At 51.3% G+C, this 21174-nt stretch carries 18 protein-coding genes; 10 read left to right on the top strand and 8 right to left on the bottom strand.

The window, feature by feature from the left end:
* Positions 1-8: 8 nt before the first annotated feature.
* The 5 genes from cdd (at position 9) to preA (ending at position 4739) form a co-directional block, all read left to right on the top strand.
* The gene (gene cdd / locus GFC06_RS12440) at positions 9-893 is read left to right on the top strand and encodes a cytidine deaminase (protein WP_016153713.1); all 885 of its coding nucleotides are present in this window, start codon (positions 9-11) and stop codon (positions 891-893) included.
* A 181-nt stretch (positions 894-1074) separates the two neighbouring features.
* Positions 1075-1794: an outer membrane permeability protein SanA gene (gene sanA, locus GFC06_RS12435; RefSeq protein ID WP_016153714.1), complete on the top strand. Its 720-nt coding sequence runs from the start codon at positions 1075-1077 to the stop codon at positions 1792-1794.
* A gap of 2 nt (positions 1795-1796) precedes the next feature.
* Positions 1797-2036, top strand: a complete 240-nt coding sequence (locus tag GFC06_RS12430) for a DUF2542 family protein (RefSeq protein WP_016153715.1) — start codon at positions 1797-1799, stop codon at positions 2034-2036.
* 232 nt (positions 2037-2268) lie between these two features.
* Positions 2269-3510: an NAD(P)-dependent oxidoreductase gene (locus GFC06_RS12425; protein ID WP_153690206.1), complete on the top strand. Its 1242-nt coding sequence runs from the start codon at positions 2269-2271 to the stop codon at positions 3508-3510.
* Entirely contained in the window at positions 3504-4739 is a 1236-nt protein-coding gene (gene preA, locus GFC06_RS12420; RefSeq protein ID WP_153690205.1) for an NAD-dependent dihydropyrimidine dehydrogenase subunit PreA, read from the top strand. Before GFC06_RS12425 ends, preA begins: the two co-directional genes overlap by 7 nt.
* A 57-nt stretch (positions 4740-4796) precedes the next feature.
* Here preA and mglC read toward each other — a convergent pair whose 3' ends face one another.
* The 6 genes from mglC to folE all read right to left on the bottom strand — a co-directional run bounded on the left by mglC (position 4797) and on the right by folE (position 11717).
* Positions 4797-5807 (bottom strand): galactose/methyl galactoside ABC transporter permease MglC, encoded by a 1011-nt coding sequence (gene mglC / locus GFC06_RS12415; RefSeq protein ID WP_003027393.1) that lies wholly within the window; start codon positions 5805-5807, stop codon positions 4797-4799.
* Between the two features lie 15 nt (positions 5808-5822).
* A complete protein-coding gene (gene mglA, locus GFC06_RS12410) occupies positions 5823-7343 on the bottom strand; it encodes a galactose/methyl galactoside ABC transporter ATP-binding protein MglA (RefSeq protein ID WP_016153718.1) in 1521 nt (506 codons plus the stop codon).
* Positions 7344-7414: 71 nt separating this feature from the next.
* Positions 7415-8413, bottom strand: a complete 999-nt coding sequence (mglB, locus tag GFC06_RS12405; protein ID WP_016153719.1) for a galactose/glucose ABC transporter substrate-binding protein MglB — start codon at positions 8411-8413, stop codon at positions 7415-7417.
* A gap of 293 nt (positions 8414-8706) precedes the next feature.
* Positions 8707-9732, bottom strand: coding sequence for an HTH-type transcriptional regulator GalS (galS, locus tag GFC06_RS12400; RefSeq protein ID WP_016153720.1), 1026 nt, complete (start codon positions 9730-9732; stop codon positions 8707-8709).
* Between the two features lie 144 nt (positions 9733-9876).
* Positions 9877-11034 carry a DUF418 domain-containing protein YeiB gene (yeiB, locus tag GFC06_RS12395; protein ID WP_049281981.1) on the bottom strand — a complete coding sequence of 386 codons (1158 nt, stop codon included), beginning with the start codon at positions 11032-11034 and terminating at the stop codon, positions 9877-9879.
* Positions 11035-11048: 14 nt separating this feature from the next.
* Positions 11049-11717 (bottom strand): GTP cyclohydrolase I FolE, encoded by a 669-nt coding sequence (gene folE / locus GFC06_RS12390; protein ID WP_003027410.1) that lies wholly within the window; start codon positions 11715-11717, stop codon positions 11049-11051.
* 321 nt (positions 11718-12038) lie between these two features.
* Between folE and fghA the strand changes: the two genes are divergently transcribed.
* Both fghA and GFC06_RS12380 read left to right on the top strand, forming a co-directional pair.
* The gene (gene fghA, locus GFC06_RS12385) at positions 12039-12875 is read left to right on the top strand and encodes an S-formylglutathione hydrolase (RefSeq protein WP_047500981.1); all 837 of its coding nucleotides are present in this window, start codon (positions 12039-12041) and stop codon (positions 12873-12875) included.
* Positions 12876-13223: 348 nt separating this feature from the next.
* Complete coding sequence (locus GFC06_RS12380) at positions 13224-15209, top strand: ligand-gated channel protein (RefSeq protein WP_153690204.1); 1986 nt, start codon at positions 13224-13226, stop codon at positions 15207-15209.
* 65 nt (positions 15210-15274) lie between these two features.
* Here the strand turns inward: GFC06_RS12380 and lysP are convergent, their stop codons facing one another.
* Positions 15275-16744, bottom strand: coding sequence for a lysine-specific permease (lysP, locus tag GFC06_RS12375; protein ID WP_047500979.1), 1470 nt, complete (start codon positions 16742-16744; stop codon positions 15275-15277).
* A 203-nt stretch (positions 16745-16947) separates the two neighbouring features.
* The gene (gene yieE, locus GFC06_RS12370) at positions 16948-17820 is read right to left on the bottom strand and encodes a DNA-binding transcriptional regulator YeiE (protein WP_047500977.1); all 873 of its coding nucleotides are present in this window, start codon (positions 17818-17820) and stop codon (positions 16948-16950) included.
* Positions 17821-18064: 244 nt separating this feature from the next.
* Here yieE and GFC06_RS12365 point away from each other — a divergent pair, with 244 nt between their 5' ends.
* From GFC06_RS12365 to GFC06_RS12355, 3 genes are all read left to right on the top strand, one after another.
* Positions 18065-19114 carry a YeiH family protein gene (locus GFC06_RS12365; protein ID WP_016153726.1) on the top strand — a complete coding sequence of 350 codons (1050 nt, stop codon included), beginning with the start codon at positions 18065-18067 and terminating at the stop codon, positions 19112-19114.
* Positions 19115-19185: 71 nt separating this feature from the next.
* Positions 19186-20043, top strand: a complete 858-nt coding sequence (gene nfo, locus GFC06_RS12360) for a deoxyribonuclease IV (RefSeq protein ID WP_046275457.1) — start codon at positions 19186-19188, stop codon at positions 20041-20043.
* Positions 20044-20045: 2 nt separating this feature from the next.
* On the top strand, positions 20046-21134 hold the full coding sequence (locus GFC06_RS12355; protein WP_047416236.1) for a sugar kinase: 1089 nt from the start codon (positions 20046-20048) through the stop codon (positions 21132-21134).
* Positions 21135-21174: the final 40 nt, after the last annotated feature.

Raw genomic sequence — 21174 nt, 5'->3', positions numbered from 1 at the left:
GCATCGCCATGCATCCACGTTTTCAAACTGCTTTTGCCCAACTCGCGGATAACTTGCAATCAGCCCTGGCGCCTGTTCTGGCGGATGCGCATTTCCCCGCCATGCTGACTGCTGAGCAGGTCTCTTTGCTGAAACGCGAATCGGGACTGGACGAAGACGCGCTGGCATTCGCTCTTTTGCCGCTGGCTGCGGCCTGCGCGCGTACTCCGCTGTCCAACTTCAACGTTGGGGCAATTTCTCGCGGCATCAGCGGCACCTGGTACTTCGGTGGCAACATGGAGTTCCTGGGGGCGACCATGCAGCAAACCGTTCATGCCGAGCAAAGCGCCATTAGCCATGCCTGGCTGCGCGGTGAAAAAGGGCTCGCCGCCATCACCGTCAACTACACGCCGTGCGGCCACTGTCGCCAGTTTATGAACGAACTGAACAGCGGACTGGATTTACGTATTCATCTGCCGGGACGTGCGCCACACGTGCTGCGCGATTACCTGCCAGACGCCTTCGGACCGAAAGATCTGGAGATTAAAACGCTGCTGATGGACGATCAGGATCACGGCTTCGCGCTGCAGGGCGATGCGTTGACCCAAGCGGCTATCACCGCCGCTAACAGATGTCATATGCCGTACAGCAACTCCCCAAGCGGCGTGGCGCTGGAATGTAAAGATGGTCGAATTTTTAGCGGTAGCTATGCGGAAAATGCCGCCTTCAACCCGACCCTGCCGCCGCTGCAAGGCGCGTTAAACCTGTTGAACCTTAACGGTTATGACTACCCGGATATCCAGCGTGCTGTGCTGGCTGAAAAAGCCGATGCGCCGTTGATTCAGTGGGATGCGACCTCCGCTACCCTGAAAGCGCTGGGCTGCAATAATATTGAGCGCGTGCTGCTCGGTTAATTGCCTGGCGCTACGCTTATCTGGCCTGCAATCGCTCCAGGTTGTCGGCCAGATTTGCTGTTGCTACCATCCAACAGGGCCGTTTTGCTGAAAATCCCCTCAATCAGATTGCTGTTTCTTGCGCTACGTCTTCCGGTACAGTAGCCTGATTGAAATTCCATCCAAATAACGAGTTTTCTGCATGTTAAAGCGCGTGTTTTACAGCCTGTTAGTCCTGGTAGGCTTGCTGCTTTTGACTGTGCTTGGGCTCGACAGGTGGATGAGCTGGAAGACCGCTCCCTACATCTACGACGAATTGCAGGATTTACCCTACCGCCAGGTCGGTGTGGTCCTGGGCACGGCGAAATACTATCGCACCGGCGTCATCAACCAGTATTACCGCTACCGCATTCAGGGCGCATTGAACGCCTATAACAGCGGAAAGGTAAACTATCTGCTGCTGAGCGGCGACAACGCGCAGCAAAGCTACAACGAACCCATGACGATGCGTAAAGATCTGATTGCCGCCGGTGTCGATCCCGCTGATATCGTGCTTGATTACGCCGGGTTCCGGACGCTCGATTCGATTGTACGAACCCGCAAGGTGTTCGATACCAACGATTTCATCATTATTACTCAGCGATTCCACTGTGAGCGCGCCTTGTTTATTGCGCTGCATATGGGCATCCAGGCCCAGTGCTATGCGGTGCCCTCACCAAAAGATATGCTCACCGTGCGGGTACGTGAATTTGGCGCCCGCTTTGGCGCACTGGCCGATCTCTATATTTTCAAACGTGAACCCCGCTTTTTAGGCCCGCTGGTGCCCATCCCTACCATGCATCAGGTACCGGACGATGCACAGGGATATCCGGCGGTCACGCCTGAACAACTACTCGAATTACAAAAGAAACAAGGAAAATAAGCATGGATGTACAAACCCTTTTCGTCGTGTTGGCCTTTCTGCTCATTCCCGTATTTTGTTTTCGCGAAGCATGGAAAGGCTGGCGCTCTGGGGCCGTAGATAAAATTAAAAAGAATGCGCGCGAACCGGTTTACGCTTATCGCAATCAAGAACCCCTGCAATTTTGGTCTTATGTGCTGGTTTATGCCGGGTGCGGATGTTTATCCTTCGGGATGGTCATTTACTTAGTCTTTTATCGCTAAAGAATTTTCCTTTATATTAGCATTTGAGAATAGCTAATATTTTGATAATAGTTACCATTTCAATGTAAGGGATTAATGCTGCCCACCAGCATTTCCCTCAGACTATCTTCTATTTGTGAATCCTTTCACAGAATACTCTTCCTGCAGTGCTTAGCCTTAAGAATAGCCTTCACTTTTTATATTTTGTTATTAACGGTTTGCCTTAATTTACTCAAGCATTAAGGAAGAAAATATGCCACAACAAAATTATCTGGATGAGCTCACGCCTGCTTTTACCCCATTATTAGCAATAAAAGAGGCTTCTCGCTGTTTATTATGTCACGACGCCCCCTGTAGTCATGATTGCCCAGCGCAAACAGACCCAGGGAAATTTATTCGTTCTATTTATTTTCGTAATTTTAAAGGCGCTGCCGAAACTATCCGCGAAAATAATGCGCTCGGTGCGGTGTGCGCCCGGGTTTGCCCAACCGAAAAATTATGCCAGCGCGGATGTACGCGCTCAGGAATTGATAAACCTATCGATATTGCACGTCTGCAACGCTTTATTACCGATTTTGAACAGCAGACCGCAATGAAAATCTATCAGCCGGCAACAAAAACGCTCGGCAAAGTAGCTATCATCGGGGCGGGTCCGGCAGGGTTACAGGCCAGCGTAACGCTAAGTAATCTTGGTTATGATGTGACAATCTTCGAAAAACAGGCCCAGCCAGGTGGCTGGTTGCGTTATGGCATTCCAGAGTTTCGTCTGCCGCAAGCAGTTTTGGATCTTGAAATTGCCCGTATCGTTGAAATGGGCGTGACCATCAAGTGCAATTGTGAAGTCGGCAATGCCCTTTCCGTTGAGCAACTCAAAGCAGAATACCGCGCCGTACTGGTTACCGTTGGGATGTCTTACGGTTCAACATTACCTCTGTTTGAGAGGGCGAATCACGTCGAAATCGCCGTCGATTTTCTGCAACGAGCCCGGCAATCCAACGGCGATATTACCGTCGCACAAAGTGCATTAATCATCGGCGGTGGCGACGTGGCGATGGATGTCGCCAGTACGTTGAAGCTGCTGGGCTGCCCGTCAGTCACCTGTGTCGCGCGTGAAGAACTCGCCGACTTCCCGGCCAGCGACAAAGAATTCAGCAGCACACAGGCTTTAGGGGTGTCGATAATTGACGGCTTCACGCCCGTGGCGGTTAGCGGAAATCGAGTCACCTTTAAGCACGTACGTCAGCCTGGAGAACTCATGCTTGAAGCCGAACAGATTATTCTCGCCGTCGGCCAACATGCTCAGCTTGATAATTTCGCCGCGTTAAAACCACAGCGCAATCTTATCGATACGCACAATTATCAAACCGCCGATCCGGCTCTGTTTGCTGCGGGCGATATTGTTAAAGGCGATAAAACCGTTGTTTACGCCGTGAAAACAGGAAAAGAAGCCGCTCAGGCCATTCATCACTATTTAGAGGGAGCTTGCTCATGTTAACGAAAGATCTTTCTATTACTTTTTGCGGCGTCAAATTCCCCAACCCGTTCTGCCTCTCTTCCTCTCCGGTGGGCAACTGCTATGAAATGTGCGCCAAAGCCTATGATAGCGGCTGGGGTGGCATTGTTTTTAAAACGATCGGGTTCTTTATTGCTAATGAAGTCTCCCCACGCTTTGACCATCTCACCAAAGAAGATACCGGCTTTATTGGCTTCAAAAACATGGAACAAATTGCCGAGCATCCGCTGGAGGAGAATCTGGCCGCAATTCGTCGACTGAAACAGGACTACCCGGACAAAGTCCTGATTGCGTCGATTATGGGGGAAAATGAGCAGCAATGGCAGGAACTGGCTCGCCTGGTTGAAGACGCGGGTGCAGACATGATCGAGTGTAACTTCTCGTGCCCGCAAATGACCTCACATGCCATGGGTAGCGATGTAGGGCAAAGCCCTGAGCTGGTTGAAAAGTATTGTCGGGCCGTTAAACGCGGCTCATCCCTGCCGATGCTGGCGAAAATGACACCGAACATTGGTGATATGTGTGAGGTGGCTCTGGCAGCAAAACACGGAGGTGCCGACGGTATCGCGACCATCAATACGGTTAAATCCATCACGAATATCGATCTGAACCGAAAAATCGGGATGCCGATCGTCAACGGTAAATCCAGTATTTCCGGCTACTCCGGCAAGGCCGTTAAACCTATTGCTTTGCGATTTATCCAACAACTGCGCATGCACCCTGAACTGCGCGATTTCCCGATCAGCGGCATCGGGGGAATTGAGACCTGGGAAGATGCCGCCGAGTTTTTACTGTTAGGCGCGGCCACGCTGCAGGTGACCACCGGGATCATGCAGTATGGCTACCGGATTGTGGAGGACATGACCAGCGGGCTGTCACATTACCTCGCCGATCAAGGGTTTGACTCACTGGAGGAGATGGTTGGTCTTGCCAATGCCAATATCATCCCCGCGGAGGATCTTGACCGTAGCTACATCGTCTACCCGAACATTCATCTTGATAAATGCGTTGGCTGTGGCCGCTGCTACATCTCCTGTTATGACGGCGGACATCAGGCGATGGAATGGAATGAGGAAACCCGCACACCGCACTGCAACACAGAAAAATGTGTGGGATGCCTGCTGTGTGGTCACGTTTGCCCGGTAGCCTGTATTGAGCTGGGTGAGGTGAAATTTAAACCCGGTCAGAAAGAGCATGCGTTAACGTTGTAACGCTGACAAAAAAGCCCGGTACAGATTACGCTGCACCGGGCTTTTTGCGGTATACGATTACTTCTTACGCGCGTACTTCAGTGAGTCCAGCGCGACCGCGAAGATGATAATGCCGCCCTTGATAATGTACTGCCAGTAAGGGTTCACGCCGATGTAAGTCAGACCGTAGTTGATGACGGTGAAGATAATCACACCGGTCACCACACCAAACACGGTCCCGACCCCGCCGCTGAACGACACACCGCCAACCACGCACGCCGCAATCGCATCCAGCTCATACATAAAGCCGAGGTTGTTAGTCGCCGAGCCGATACGCCCGGCTTCGAGCAAACCACCAAAGGCATAAAACACGCCAGACAACGCATAGATGATCAGCAGGTTCAGCGCAACGTTGACCCCGGACACTTTCGCGGCTTCTGGGTTTCCGCCGATGGCGAAAATGTTTTTACCGAAGCGGGTTTTGTTCCACAGCACCCAGACAAACGCCACCGCAATCAGCGCATAGAAGGTGATGTAGGAGAGGCGGAAACTACCCAGCGCAATAAAGCCCTGCGCGAAGGTGGAGAATCCGCTGTCAAAGCCAGAAATTGGTGATGCGCCGACAAAGTCGTAGTACAGGGAGTTGATCCCGTAAACGATGATCATCGTACCCAGGGTGGTAATAAACGGTGTCACATTCAGATAAGCAATGATAATACCGTTCACCAGACCGATAATGGCGCCAATCACGCAAACAATCAGCACCACTACGATGATTGGCATTGTAGCCATTTCCGGGAACACCTTGTTGGCGTTCTCCATCGACTGTAGCAAGGTTGCCGCCACGACTGCCGCCAGGCCAACCTGACGTCCCGCCGACAGGTCTGTCCCTTGGGTAACAATCAGCCCGGCCACACCCAATGCGATAATAATACGCACCGAGGATTGCGTCAGAATATTACTCAGGTTCAGTAAGCTTAAGAAAGTGGGATCCTGGAAAATAATAATCGCCAGCAAAACCAAAAGAACAACGTAAATTCCGCCTTCTTTCAGATAAGTAAGAAAACTTTTCTTATTTAACGCACTCATGAGGAGCCCCTAATCTTAAAGGTGCAAAGACGCAAGACGGAGGATTTCGTTTTGCGTTGTTGTTTTAGTGTCAACAATTCCAGCAACGAGACCATTGCTCATCACCAGAATACGATCGGTAATTCCTAGCAGCTCCGGCATTTCAGAGGAAATAATAATAATCCCCTTATCCTTTTTCGCGAGTTCGGCAATCAGCTGATAAATTTCAAACTTCGCGCCAACATCGATACCACGCGTGGGTTCATCTAACATCAGGATTTCTGGCTGCGTTAATAACCAGCGACCAATAACCACCTTTTGCTGATTACCACCGGACAGTGAACCGATTTGTGTACGATGGCCCGGCGTTTTCACCCTCATTGAGTCAATTACCCACTGGGTATCACTCTTCATGCGGGAATTATCCAGCAGACCAACTTTATTTTTATAGTTTTGGATATTGGAGATTAACGAGTTAAAACCAATATCCAGATACGCGTAAATACCGGTTGAGCGGCGCTCTTCCGTGACCAGCGCAAAACCATGATTAATGGCCTCATTTGCGCTGTGGTTATTAATCTTTTTGCCGTGTAGCGTAATCGTACCCGATGATTTCTCTCGAATACCAAAAAGCGTTTCAACGATATCAGTACGTTTTGCGCCGACCAGCCCGGCAATCCCGAGAATTTCCCCTTTGTGCAAATCAAACGAGATATCACGAATCGACGGCTGACGCAGCGAGGTCAGGTTACGCACTTGCAGAATGACTTCACCGGGTTTGTTTTCTTTATCCGGAAAACGTTGGTTCAGTGAACGGCCGACCATCATGGAGATGATCTTATCCATATCCAGCCCTTCCAGCGGCTGGGTCGCAATCCACTGGCCATCGCGCAGCACGGTAATTTCATCGCATAGCTGGAAGATTTCTTCCATCTTGTGAGAAATATAAACAATACCGCATCCACGCTCTTTCAGCTTACGGATAATGGTAAACAGATGATTAACTTCTTTCTCGGTTAACGATGACGTTGGCTCATCCATGATGACGATTTTTGCGTCATAGGAGAACGCTTTCGCAATTTCAATCATCTGCATTTGAGAAACGGATAATGTACCAACGCGCGCACGCGGATCGATATCAATATCCAGCTCATCAAATATCGCTTTGGTATCGCGGTACATTTTGTCCTGATCGACAAACATGCCTTTGGTGGGATAGCGTCCCAGCCACATGTTATCCATCACAGAACGTTGTAATACCAGGTTTAATTCCTGGTGTACCATCGAAATACCATTCTCAAGCGCTTCTTTAGCAGAATGAAAATCGATTTCTTTACCCTGAAATAAAATACTACCGGAATCTTTTTGATAGATGCCGAAAAGACATTTCAATAATGTTGATTTCCCCGCGCCATTCTCCCCCATTAAGGCATGAATGGAATGTGGGCGGACTTTTAAATTGACATTATCAAGAGCCTTAACGCCGGGGAAGGACTTGTTGATGCCGGTCATTTCCAACAAGTATTCGCCTGACGACTGAGTATGTGTGCTGACCATAATTATACCTTGTTGGCCTTGCAGAGTGCGTTATTAAGGGCGCAATGACATTGCGCCCAAAGACGGAGTATTTACTTATTGGTAAACTCTGCCAGATTATCTTTATCGACACCTACGTAAGGAACGCGAACAATTTTGTTCTCAATTTTCCAGTTAGTGCCATCTGCCGCACCTTTACCGTCAGCCAGGTTTTTCGCCAGATCGAAGGTGGCTTTCGCCTGGTTGTTGGCGTCGTTCAGCACGGTACCAGCCATTGCGCCAGATTTCACCAGAGCCAGCGCTTCAGGCAGCGCATCCACACCAAATACCGGTACGCTGGTTTTGTTGTGCGCTTTCAGCGCTTCAACTGCGCCCATTGCCATCGCATCGTTGTTTGCGATAACCACTTCGATTTTGTTGGCGTTCGGACCGGACATCCACGCATCCATTTTATCTTTTGCCTGAGCGGTATCCCACATTGCAGTATCTAACTGCAGTTGCTCAGTTTTAATGCCTTTATCGTTCAGCTCTTTAATCACGTAAGTGGTACGTGCTTCAGCGTCCGGGTGTCCCGGTTCGCCTTTCAGCAGAACAAACTGAATTTTGCCGTCTTTGTTCAGGTCCCAGTTCGGATTCGCTGCCCAGTGTTTGGCGATCAAATCACCCTGAATAATACCGGACTCTTTAGAGTCGGTACCGACGTAAAACGCTTTGTCATAGCTGTCCAGCGCCTTACGAGAAGGTTCTTTGTTAAAGAACACGATCGGTACGTTCTGCCCGCGTGCTTTTTCAATGACCGTGCCTGCCGCTGCCGGGTCAACCAGGTTAATCGCCAGTGCTTTAACGCCTTTTGCCAGCAGCACGTCGATCTGGTCGTTTTGTTTGGACTGGTCGTTCTGCGAGTCATTCATCAGCAGTTGTACATCTGGCGCCGCTTTGGCATCTTTTTCAATAGCCTTACGTACTACAGACATAAAATTATCGTCATACTTATAGATAGTTACACCAATGCGGGTATCAGCAGCGTGCGCAGCCGCGCCGAATAACATGCTTGCCATTACAGCAGACAGGGTCAACACCTTCTTATTCATGGTATCTCCGGTTTTATTATGCAGGGTAGTACTTGAGATAAATGCTCGGCAGGCAGAACGTTACTGAAGTGTTACTGAACGCCGAAGCTCACTTTTAAAAAATATTTCTTCCGTGTCTGGCAACGCTCCAAAAACAGGCTTTAATTTTTGTTTAAGGCACCTTTACCTCGGTGAAAGTGATTATTCACCGTTACATAGTAGTTACAGCGCAACAAACAGTGTCATCATAGCTATCGCATTGTTAATATACTGTGAATTTACTCACATATTGAAAGCGGTTACATCGCGCAACATTATGAGTTAGTGATCGGTGCCGCATTCTGCCGTAGCGCCACTGAATGGCGACGCACCAGCGTCGGCATAAAGCAATGCGTCGCCTCCGGGTCTAACGTGCCTGCAGCCCCCTGTAGCGCAAGCTCCGTCGCCATTTTTGCCATGGAGGCAATGGGATAGCGTACGGTGGTCAGTTGCGGATCGGTGTAACGCGCGATAGGAATATCATCAAAGCCAATGATAGAAAGGTGTAATGGAATAGCGATGCCGTTGTCTTTTAGCGCGGTCAGCGCGCCGGCAGCCATATTGTCGTTATAGGCGAAAACCGCCGTCAGTTGTAAGTTACGTCCCAGCAGTTCTACCATCGCAGACTCTCCGCCTTGCATATCGGGCGAACCGGTGCCGACCCAACTTTCTGCCGCAACAATCCCCTGCTCTTTCAGGGCTGTTAACCACCCTTCTTTGCGCATGGTGTCATCTTCAATGCGATGGCTTGACGCCAGATAACCGATGCGTTGATGACCATTATTCAGCAGCATTCGGGTCGCCATTTTGGCACCGCTGATGTTATCCAGGCAGACGCAGCGGTGGGCGTAACCCGGCACCAGACGGTTGATCAGCACCATGCCGGGGATCTGATCCATAAACTCGGCGAGTTCCCGATCGCTCAGTGCTTTAGAGTGTACAATCAGTGCGTTACAGCGCTGACGAATCAACACCTCAATGGCATGACGTTCTTTTTCAGCCTCATGATAGCTGTTGCCAATCAGGACATACTTCTGATGCTGCTGGGCAACCATATCCACGGCTTTTACCAGCGCGCCAAAAAAGGCGTCTGATACATCCATGACCACAACACCAATCGTGTCGCTCACCTGCGTCGCCAGCGCTTGCGCGTTGGCATTAGGTCGATAGCCCAGCAGAGTAACTGCCTTCATTACCGCTTCACGCGTATCGGGACTCACCAGCGCACTGTTGTTCAGTACGCGGGAAACGGTGGCTACAGAAACGCCAGACTGTCGTGCCACATCACGTATGGTGATCATATTCACTGCCCTGTTTTAGATTGCGGTTGCCCGCAGACACCCCAGGCTGGGTATTTTGTCAGCACAACGAAACGCACTGCGTGAGAGATGTCACAGGAATGAAAGCGCTTACATCCGTTTTGTTAATGAATGTGATCCAGATCGTTATCTGGATGTACGCGGCAATGATGTCCCCGCAGCACGCAGGGTTAATTGACGCCACAGCCATTCCACCGGGCCCTGGCGGTAAAAACGTAGCCATATGACGGAGAAAAGTAGGTTAACGGCCCAAACCGGAATGACGAAATACAGCAGCTCCAGTCGGTCAAATTTCATAAATAAGCCGACCTGGTAAAACAGCGCGGTGCAGATTAAGGTTTGTAACAGATAGTTAGTTAATGCCATGCGCCCCACACAGGCGATGGCAATGACCCATTTTAAGCGGCTAAGCTGCGGCCAGAAGCCGAACATCAGCGCGGCGTAACCGATGGTTTGCAACGGCGCGCCCAGCTCTCGCGGGGCTTGTAGCAAGAAGGCACACCAGCGATATGCCCAGTTCAGATGCCACTGAGCGACGATAGCAGGCAGGTTAATCGCCATCCCGAGAATGACCAGCAGTACACCGGTGCGTCGGTAATGCTGTAAGCTGTACTGCCCTTTTAACCAACCGCTGCGCATCAATGCCGCGCCGAGCAGCATCATCCCCGCCAGTTGCCAGCCGTACTGTGCGCCCAGCGCCAGCAAGCTATTGGACATCATATCCACGCGATTGCTGACGGCTTCCATTCCACCGTTTATTTTCCAGTATTTTTCATACAGCAACGCTGAGGCATCCGGCGTCCAGGCACGACTGGTTTCACTCCCGGAGATTACCCCCAGCAGCAGCAATACGCCAACGCCCACCAGATAAAGCAGTACGCCGGTGTTAAATAAGCTTTTTACCGACGGCGCATCACGGATCAACCGCCAACAAATCAGGCCGATTAAGCCATATGCCAGCAGGATATCGCCATCCCAGAAGAGTAAACCGTGAATAAAACCCAATAGAACCAGCAGCGTAAGCCGCGACTGGATCCAGCGTTTGCCGCGCGGGAGCAGCATTTGCAGACCGGCACCGAACAGCAGCGCAAACAACGTGAGGAATTTTACCTGCGCAAAGAGATCGAGCAGCGCCCAGGTCCAGGCGTCGGATAAGGTGATGTTGCCATACCACGCGGGATTGAGGTATGCCGCCTTTGGCAAGCCAAAGGCGCTAATATTGAGAAGCAGGATACCAAGAATGGCGACGCCACGAATAAAATCCAGCGTGACATTACGCTCCATGGTCCCTGCCCTAATCAGTTGTGATGACGTACTGCGCGCAGGAATTCCTGACGCGTGTTCTGGCTGGACTTAAACAATCCGCCAAGAGAAGTGGTCGTGGTCGCACTGGTCGCATCGCGAATGCCACGCGCTTTCACACAGTAATGTACCGCATCAATCGACACCGCCACATTATTCGTCCCGAGCAGCGTTTGCAGCGCGGTGAGAATTTGCTGGGTGAGACGTTCCTGAACCTGCGGACGCTGTGCGAAAAACTGCACAATGCGGTTAATCTTCGACAGACCAATAACCGAATCTTTCGGGATATACGCCACCGTCGCTTTGCCATCGATAGTAACAAAGTGGTGTTCGCAGGTGCTGGTCAGCGTGATATCGCGGACCGTGACCATCTCGTCCACCTTCATTTTGTTTTCAATGACGGTAATTTTCGGGAAGTTGGCGTAGTCGAGGCCGGAGAAAATCTCATCTACATACATTTTCGCAATGCGATGCGGAGTTTCCATCAAACTGTCATCGCTCAAATCGAGATTGAGCAACTGCATAATCTCGGTCATATGGCCCGAGATAAGACGTTTGCGCGTTTCGTTATCCATCTCTTGCACGGGCGGGCGTAGTGGCGTTTCAAGACCACGCGCGACCAGCGCTTCATGAACCAGGGCCGCTTCTTTACTGAGTGATGACATTTCTTCTTCTCCTGCAGGTGGGGCGCCTCTGCCCTGCATGGGGCAAAGTTTTTAGGCTGTGTCACAGCCAGAACATTGTGCGTGAGGCGGCGCACATAATCCAGTATTCACCGCGATAATTATTGAAATTGGCACAGCCTTTCAGCGTAGCGATTTCACTTGTCGTTCTACCCGGCGACGTCGAGTGTTAATGTAAAGTTATATAGATGATGAAGTATGTTTGCTCAATGCGGAAGTGAAAGTTGCTCACAGTGCCATGAATAATCTGTATTATGGTGAGTTCGCAAACATATTCAGGTTCAACACAACAAGGAGCCCCGCATGGAAATGCTTGAAGAGCACCGCTGTTTTGAAGGCTGGCAGCAACGCTGGCGTCACGACTCCGCCACGTTAAATTGCACCATGACCTTCAGTATTTTTCTTCCTCCCCCGCGCGATAACACCCCGCCTCCGGTGCTGTACTGGCTGTCGGGTCTGACATGCAATGATGAAAACTTCACGACTAAAGCCGGCGCACAACGCATCGCGGCTGAGCTGGGCATTGTACTGGTGATGCCGGACACCAGTCCGCGCGGCGAGCAGGTTGCCAATGATGATGGCTACGATTTAGGCCAGGGGGCGGGATTTTACCTCAATGCTACCCAACAGCCATGGGCAACGCATTTTCGCATGTATGACTATCTGCGTGATGAGCTGCCGGCACTGATTCAATCGCAGTTTAACGTCAGCGATCGCTGCGCCATCAGTGGACACTCCATGGGCGGTCACGGCGCATTGATTATGGCGCTGAAAAATCCCGGGAAATACACCAGCATTTCCGCCTTTGCGCCGATCGTAAATCCTTGCCGCGTTCCGTGGGGGGAGAAGGCTTTTAGCGCGTATCTGGGTGAAGATAAATCACAGTGGGCCGAGTGGGACAGCTGCGAGTTAATGTTGGCCAGCAAGCCCGCAGACGCGATTCCGACGCTTATTGATCAGGGAGACAGCGATCAGTTTCTCGCCGATCAGCTGCAACCCGCGGTGCTGGCCGAAACGGCCCGTCAAACCGCATGGCCAATGACGCTACGCATCCAGCCCGGTTACGACCATAGCTATTACTTTATTGCGTCGTTTATTGAGGATCACCTGCGCTTCCACGCCCAGTATTTGTTGAAGTAACGCCTGAGTGAGGGCGCCAGCCCTCTTCATTTCTCCATCATTCCTTCACTTTTTCTCCTTTTTTCTTTCTCCACTATCCTATTGATTTAAAAAGCATTACCCTCAAAACGAGATCAAACACAAATGATTTCGATTATCATTTGTGTTTACAAACATTCATACTTTTGTACAATCCATTCGCTTCTTTACTGAAAAGAGTCCTTAAAAGACAAATACATACAATTGTCATGGCCTTTCACATGACGCGCTGATCGTTACCCTAAATAATTCGAGTTGTATGAACGCGCGTAGCCACGCATCTGCAACTTGAAGTATGCCGGGTAAATTCATTTAAATGGAATGATACAAATGACTATACCTCACGTTAAGGCTGTAGCTGCCGCAGTATGCGTCGCCAGTCTCCCATCACTCGGGCATGCCGCTGAACAAGACACCGTGGTGGTTACCGCCACCGGCTTCGAACAGAAAATTCAGGACGCTCCCGCTTCGATATCTGTTATTACCAAGCAGCAGATTGAGGACAAAGCCTATCGCGATGTTACCGATGCGCTAAAAGATGTCCCTGGCGTCGTCGTCTCCGGCGGGGGTAGCAGCAGCGATATCAGTATTCGTGGTATGGCTTCGCAATACACGCTCTTCCTGGTCAACGGTAAACGCATCAGCACACGCGGCACACGTCCTAACAGCGACAACTCAGGTATTGAGCAAGGTTGGCTGCCGCCGCTGGAATCCATCGAGCGTATCGAGGTAATCCGTGGCCCAATGTCATCTCTGTACGGCTCCGATGCGATGGGCGGCGTCATCAACGTCATCACCAAGAAAGTGTCGAATACCAAAGCCTGGACCGGCTCTCTGCACGGCGATGCCACTTTCCAGGAAGACAGAGACTCCGGCGATATTTATCAGACCAATGCCTATGCGTCTGGGCCCCTGATTGACGGATTACTCGGCGCAAAAGTGACCGGATTATTCTCTCATCGGGCGGAGGACAAAATCCTCAATGGCTACAATGAACAGCGTATGCGTAACGGGGGCTTAACCCTGAACTTTACGCCAGATGATAAAAATGACATCGACTTCGATTACGCACGTGAACTGCAGGATCGCGACAGTACGCCAGGCAAATCCATGGCCGAGGAAAGCTGCCGCAACGGAAGCTGCAAGCCCAACAGTAAAAGCGAAAACAAGTATGTGCACACAACGTATTCACTAACCCACAGCGGTTATTACGACGACTTCAACTCCACCAGCTATGTCCAGCAGGAAGAGACCGAAAACCCAGGTCGCCAGATGAAGTCCTACAACACGATTTTCAATAACCAGAACCAGGTCTTCCTTGGGGCGCACACCCTGACGTTGGGCGGGCAATACCGTTATGAAAAACTGAGTGATAACGGCAACCAGCTGCAAGCTGCTGATGGACTGAACAAACTGACCCGCTGGAGCTGGGCGCTGTTTGCTGAAGATGAGTGGGCCGTTACCGATACCTTCACGCTGACTGGCGGTCTGCGTATGGATAAAGATGAAAACTACGGCGACAACTGGACACCGCGCGGTTATGGCGTATGGCATCTGAGCGATCAATGGACCTTAAAAGGCGGCGTTTCAGCGGGCTATCGCGCACCGGATCTGCGCCAGTCGTCTGCCAGTTGGGGACAGGTCACCGGCGGCGGTAGACTGAACGGCATCATTGTCGGCAACCCGGACCTGAAGCCGGAGAAAAGCCTCAGCGAAGAGATCGGTTTACTGTGGGATAACGGCAACGATCTCAACGCGGGCGTCACGCTGTTCAATACTGACTTCAAAGACAAAATCACCGAAGTGCGCCGCTGTAACAGCAGCTCCGATCCGGCCTGTACCATCGGCAATACCCACTATGACTTCGTCAGCGATCGCGTTAACGTCGATAAAGCCAATATGCGCGGCGTAGAATCCACTTTCGGCTGGAAGATGACTTCCGACATCAACTGGACGGCGAACTACACTTACACGGAATCTGAACAGAAAAGCGGTCAGTTCTCCGGTCAGCCATTGAACAAAATGCCAAAGCATATGTTCAACACCACGCTGGACTGGCAGGCCACGCAGGATCTCGGTTTCTGGAGCCGTCTGAATCTGCGCGGGAAAACGTCTGAATACCTGAGCCGTACCTCCATGGCGCAGGGCACCCCGTCCTATACTCAGGTCGATGTTGGTTTGCGCTATTATGCAAACAAAGATCTGCTGATGACCGCTGGCGTGTATAACGTGCTGGATAAGCAAATCGATTACGATACCTACGACACTGTTCTCGATGGTCGTCGTTACACGGTTGGCCTGACTTACAGCTTCTAAGTCTGGCGCAATAAAAAAACCCCGGCACTCATCATGCCGGGGTTTTTGTTATGCTTTTTATACTGTTATTTCTTCACGCGATCCGGGAATTTCATTTCGCTGTAGCGAACAAAATGAGTTCCTTTCGCCAGCTTATAGCCAAACCAGATAATCAGGAACAGCGGGATACCGATATAGGTTGCCATCACGCCGCCCCAGTCAATGCTATCTTTCAGGAACGCTTCGTAGTTCTGGCCCAGAGTGATAATCAGGCACAGCACAAAGGCGAAGATCGGACCCAGTGGGAAGAAGCCAGAACGGTACGGCAGATCCTTCACATCGCGCCCCTGCAGCACATAACCGCGACGGAAACGATAGTGGCTAATAGCGATCCCCAGCCAGGCGATAAAGCCCGTCATCCCGGAGGTGTTCAGCAGCCAGAGGTACACGGTCTGGTTACCAAACATAGAGGTCAGGAAACACAGCCCCGCCACCACAGTCGTCGCATACAGCGCGTTACGCGGAACACCGCCACGAGACAGTTTGCCGAAAATACGCGGCGCTTTACCGTCGCATGCCAGGGTGTAAAGCATACGCGTGGAGGCATACATCCCGGAGTTACCCGCTGACAGTACCGCCGTCAGGATAACCGCGTTCATTACTGCTGCGGCTGACAGCAGACCCGCATGCTGGAATACCAACGTGAACGGGCTAACGCTGATGTCTTTCACATCGTTGCGCAGCAGGCTCGGATCGGTGTACGGGATAATCAGGCTGATAATCAAAATCGCGAACACATAGAACAGCAGGATTCGCCAAAACACCTGACGCACCGCACGTGGAATGTTCTTTTCAGGATCTTCAGATTCGCCTGCCGCGATACCGATCAGCTCAGTTCCCTGGAAAGAGAAGCCGACGATCATCGCCACGCCAATCATCGCGGCAAAACCCCCGGCAAACGGTGCATCACCGGTCGTCCAGTTGCTCCAGCCCACTGGCTGAGTGCCTTTGAAGATACCGAAAATCATCATCACGCCAACCACGATGAAGATAATTACAGTGGTAACTTTGATCAGCGAGAACCAGTATTCCGCTTCACCAAATCCGCGAACGGAAATGTAGTTCAGCAGGAAGATAACGCCGAGGAACAGTGCGCTCCAGATCCAGCCCGGCGTGTCCGGGAACCACCAGCTCATCACCAGCTGTGCGGCCACCAGGTCAACGGCAATCGTTACCGCCCAGTTGTACCAGTAGTTCCAGCCCAGCGCGAAGCCAAAGCCTTCTTCTACGTAGTTTTGACCGTAAGTGGAGAACGAGCCGGAAACCGGCATATAGGCAGCCAGTTCACCGAGGCTGGTCATCAGGAAGTACACCATCAGACCGATCAGGATATAAGAGAACAACGCGCCGCCAGGACCCGCCGCAGAAATAGTTGCACCAGATGCAACGAAAAGACCTGTACCGATGGAGCCTCCAATGGCAATCATCGTCAGGTGACGCGCCTTCAGTTCACGACGTAGCGTGGGCGCTTCTGTGGTTTTAGTTTCGGAAACCATGTGAAAATGCTATCCATCCAAAAAATGAGGCGCGATTGTAGCAGACGAAATGGCATTCTTCCGGCACAAATGCGCTGTTATAAGAGACCTTCATGACTGGCCGCGGATTATAAGTAAAGCAGAAAATGAGCAGCACAAGGCGGTTAAGACGTAACAGCCATTATGGATAGGGTGACCTGACGAGAGTTAGCGCGCTATTCGCCCTACTCAACCTGGTCGCTGTAATATAAAAAACGCGTAATGGCATTGGAGATATGTTTTTGCCGGTGATGAACGCGCCAGAGAGTGCGCACTAAACGCGGCAGTGGCACGGTAACTTCGCTCAGCGTCCCTGCCTGTAACTGCTCCGCAATGACCCGACGCGACAAACAGCTGATCCCGAGACCATGGCGCACCGCATGCTTAATGGCCTCGGAGTTCCCCAACTCCATCGCCATCTGAAATCTTGGCAGATGAGACAACAGCAGGTAATCCACCAGTTCACGCGTACCCGATCCTCGCTCACGCAGGATCCACGGCGAAGCAGCCAGCTGTTCCAGCGTAATGGGCCCCTTTGTGAGCGGTGACGACGGTGCGGCAAACACCACCAGTTCGTCCTCCAGCCACGGTTCAGAGATGATTTCCGTACTGTGACACGGCCCTTCTATCAGCCCGATGTCTACCCGAAAATCCAGCACCGCATTGATCACGTCCTGGCTGTTGCCCACGCTAAGTTCCAGCGGCAAATCGGGGAAGTCCTGGCGATAACGGGCGATCATGGCGGGCAGAATATAATTACCGATGGTGCTACTGGCATAGACCCGAATGGCGCCATTATCTTTGCGAAAAAGCTGTTCGATTTCGGTCGTTTGCTCAAGTAACGCCAGCGCGCGCGGATAAAGCAAGCGTCCGTGTTCGTTAACCACCAGCCGTTTGCCGACACGGTCAAACAGTTGTACGCCAAGTTGCCCTTCCAGATCGGTAAGCGCCGCACTCACCGCCGACTGCGACAATGCCAGCATGACAGATGCCTGGGTTGTTGAGCCGCTTTTTAGTACCTCAGCAAACACTTCAAGTTGTCGCAGGGTGATATGCATAGTCGTTTTCCACCGGATAGCCGTTACTTATACCCTAAATAATTCGAGTTGCAGGAAGGCGGCAAGAGAGAGCATCCCCCGGAGCGTACTTAAGTACGTGACTGGGGTGAACGAGCGCAGCCAACGCAAATGCAACTTGAAGTATGACGGGTATACCACTTATATAGATTAATTATAAATATATAATCAATTTTATTTTTAAACCACTTCGCCTTACTCTTTTACCCAGATAAAGGAGAAGGATATGACAGAACTCACCTTACAGACTCATCGTCGTACAGCGTGGCATTTTATTCCGGGGCTTGCCCTGAGTGCAGTTATCACTGGGGTCGCCTTATGGGGAGGATCCATTCCCGCCGTCGCAGGTGCCGGGTTCAGCGCCCTCACCTTAGCCATCTTATTGGGGATGATTCTCGGCAACACCGTCTATCCGCACATCTGGAAAAGCTGTGACGGCGGCGTGCTGTTCGCGAAACAACATTTATTACGTCTGGGGATTATCCTCTACGGTTTCCGCCTCACCTTCGCGCAAATTGCTGACGTCGGCGTCAGCGGTATCGTGATTGATGTGTTAACGCTAAGCAGCACCTTTATGATTGCCTGTTTCCTGGGGCAGAAAGTATTTGGTCTGGACCGTCACACCAGCTGGCTGATTGGCGCGGGTAGCAGCATTTGTGGTGCCGCCGCCGTGCTAGCAACCGAACCAGTGGTAAAAGCAGAAGCCAGTAAAGTGACCGTCGCTGTCGCCACCGTGGTTATCTTCGGTACTATCGCTATCTTCCTGTATCCGGCGATGTATCCGTTGCTTTCACACTGGTTTAGCCCAGAAACCTACGGCATTTACATTGGCTCCACCATGCATGAAGTTGCACAGGTTGTGGCTGCCGGGCACGCCATTAGCCCGGATGCGGAAAACGCCGCGGTTATTGCCAAAATGCTGCGCGTCATGATGCTGGCACCGTTCCTTATCCTCCTGGCCGCACGCGTTAAACAACTGTCTCCGGCCACGGGCGGTGAGAAGAGCAAAATAACCATTCCATGGTTTGCCATCCTGTTCATTGTGGTCGCAATTTTTAACTCGTTCCACCTGCTGCCACAGTCAGTAGTGAACATGCTGGTAACGCTGGACACCATTTTGCTGGCAATGGCGATGGCGGCCCTGGGGTTGACCACGCACGTTAGCGCGCTGAAAAAAGCCGGTGCCAAACCGTTACTGATGGCCCTGCTGCTGTTTGTCTGGCTGATTGTGGGTGGCGGTGCGATTAACGTCGCTATCCACGCGCTGATGGCATAAACGATCACGACTCACCTCTATTAACCCGCTATACTCTCCCTTTTTGTATTTGAGTATGGCGGGTTAAATTTATGAAATATATCGGAGCGCACGTAAGCGCCGCTGGCGGTCTGGCTAACGCCGCTATTCGAGCCGCAGAAATCGAAGCGACCGCATTCGCCCTGTTCACCAAAAATCAGCGCCAGTGGCGTGCCGCGCCGCTGACCACCGAAATCATTGATGATTTTAAATCTGCCTGCGAGAAGTATCACTATACTGCCGCCCAGATCCTGCCTCACGACAGTTACCTGATTAACCTCGGTCATCCGGTTAGCGATGCGCTGGAAAAATCACGTGATGCGTTTATAGATGAAATGCAGCGCTGTGAACTGCTGGGCTTATCCTTGCTGAACTTTCACCCGGGCAGCCATTTGATGCAGATCCCAGAAGATGAGTGTCTGGCGCGCATTGCCGAATCCATCAACATCGCCCTTGCTCAGACCCAGGGCGTTACGGCAGTTATCGAAAATACCGCCGGACAAGGCAGCAACCTTGGATTTAAGTTCGAGCACCTTGCCGCCATTATCGACGGCGTCGAAGACAAGTCCCGCGTCGGCGTCTGTATTGATACCTGCCATGCCTTCGCGGCCGGTTACGATTTGCGCTCCGTCGAGGAATGCGAAAAGACGTTTGCGGAATTTGAACGTATTGTCGGCTTCAGGTACCTACGCGGTATGCACCTGAACGACGCCAAGAGCGCATTTGGCAGTCGCGTTGACCGTCACCACAGCTTAGGTGAAGGCAATATTGGCCACGATGCCTTCCGTTGGATCATGCAGGACAATCGTTTTGACGGCATTCCGCTGGTGCTGGAAACGATTAATCCGGATATCTGGGCAGAAGAGATTGCCTGGCTGAAAGCCCAGCAAACAGAAAAAGCGGTGGCATAATCATGAACGACAGGGAAAAGCAGATCCTTAAGATCCTGCGTCGCAATCCGTTGATTCAGCAGAATGAAATCGCCGATATTTTGCAGATCAGCCGTTCACGCGTTGCTGCGCATATTATGGATTTGATGCGTAAAGGCATGATCAAAGGTAAAGGTTATATCCTTACCGAACAGGATTATTGCGTGGTTGTTGGGGCGATCAATATGGATATTCGTGGTGTTGCTGACATCCACTATCCTCAGGCTGCCTCTAACCCTGGTAGCATTCACTGCTCGGCAGGCGGCGTGGGACGTAACATCGCCCACAACCTGGCGCTGCTGGGCCGTGACGTCCACTTAATTTCCGCTGTTGGCAGTGATTTCTATGGCGAAACATTGCTGGAACAAACGCGTCAGGCCGGTGTTAACGTTTCCAGTTGCATACGCCTGCATGGACATAACACCTCAACTTACCTGTCGATCGCTAATCAGCAGGAAGAGACCGTACTGGCAATTAACGATACCCATATCCTGCAACAATTGACGCCGCAGTTACTGAACAGTTCGCGAGATTTGATCCGCCATTCCGGTGTCGTACTGGCTGATTGCAATCTGACTGCCGAAGCCATTGAGTGGGTCTTTACTATTGCTGATGATATTCCGGTATTCATTGACACCGTTTCAGAGTTCAAAGCGGCAAAAATGAAGACCTGGTTTACGCGTATTCATACGCTAAAACCAACGCAGAAAGAGCTGGCGATTTTGTGGGGTCAACCTATTCATTCAGATGCCGATCGCGTACTGGCCGTCAATAGTCTCCATCAGCAAGGGGTAAAACGAATCTTTGTTTGCCTGGAAGATGAATCCGTTTTTTGCAGCGAAAAGGACGGAGAACAGTTTTTACTGACGCCTCCTGAGCATACGGTTGTAGACAGTTTTGGCGCCGACGATGCTTTTATGGCGGGATTGCTGTACAGCTTTCTGGAAGGTAGTGAATTTCGTGAAAGCGCTCACTTTGCCATGGCCTGCGCGGCATTATCGCGAGCCAGCGTCAGCATCAACAACCCAACCCTCTCAGCAGATAACGCCTTGTATTTGCTGCAAACTGCTTAAATGTAATGCCGGATGGCGCTACGCGTATCCGGCATTATTT

It is taken from the genome of Citrobacter braakii, from assembly GCF_009648935.1.
Taxonomy (GTDB): Bacteria; Pseudomonadota; Gammaproteobacteria; order Enterobacterales; family Enterobacteriaceae; genus Citrobacter; species Citrobacter braakii.
The sequence above is the reverse complement of the archived record's forward strand: the minus strand, read 5'-3'. Positions and strand labels throughout refer to the sequence as shown.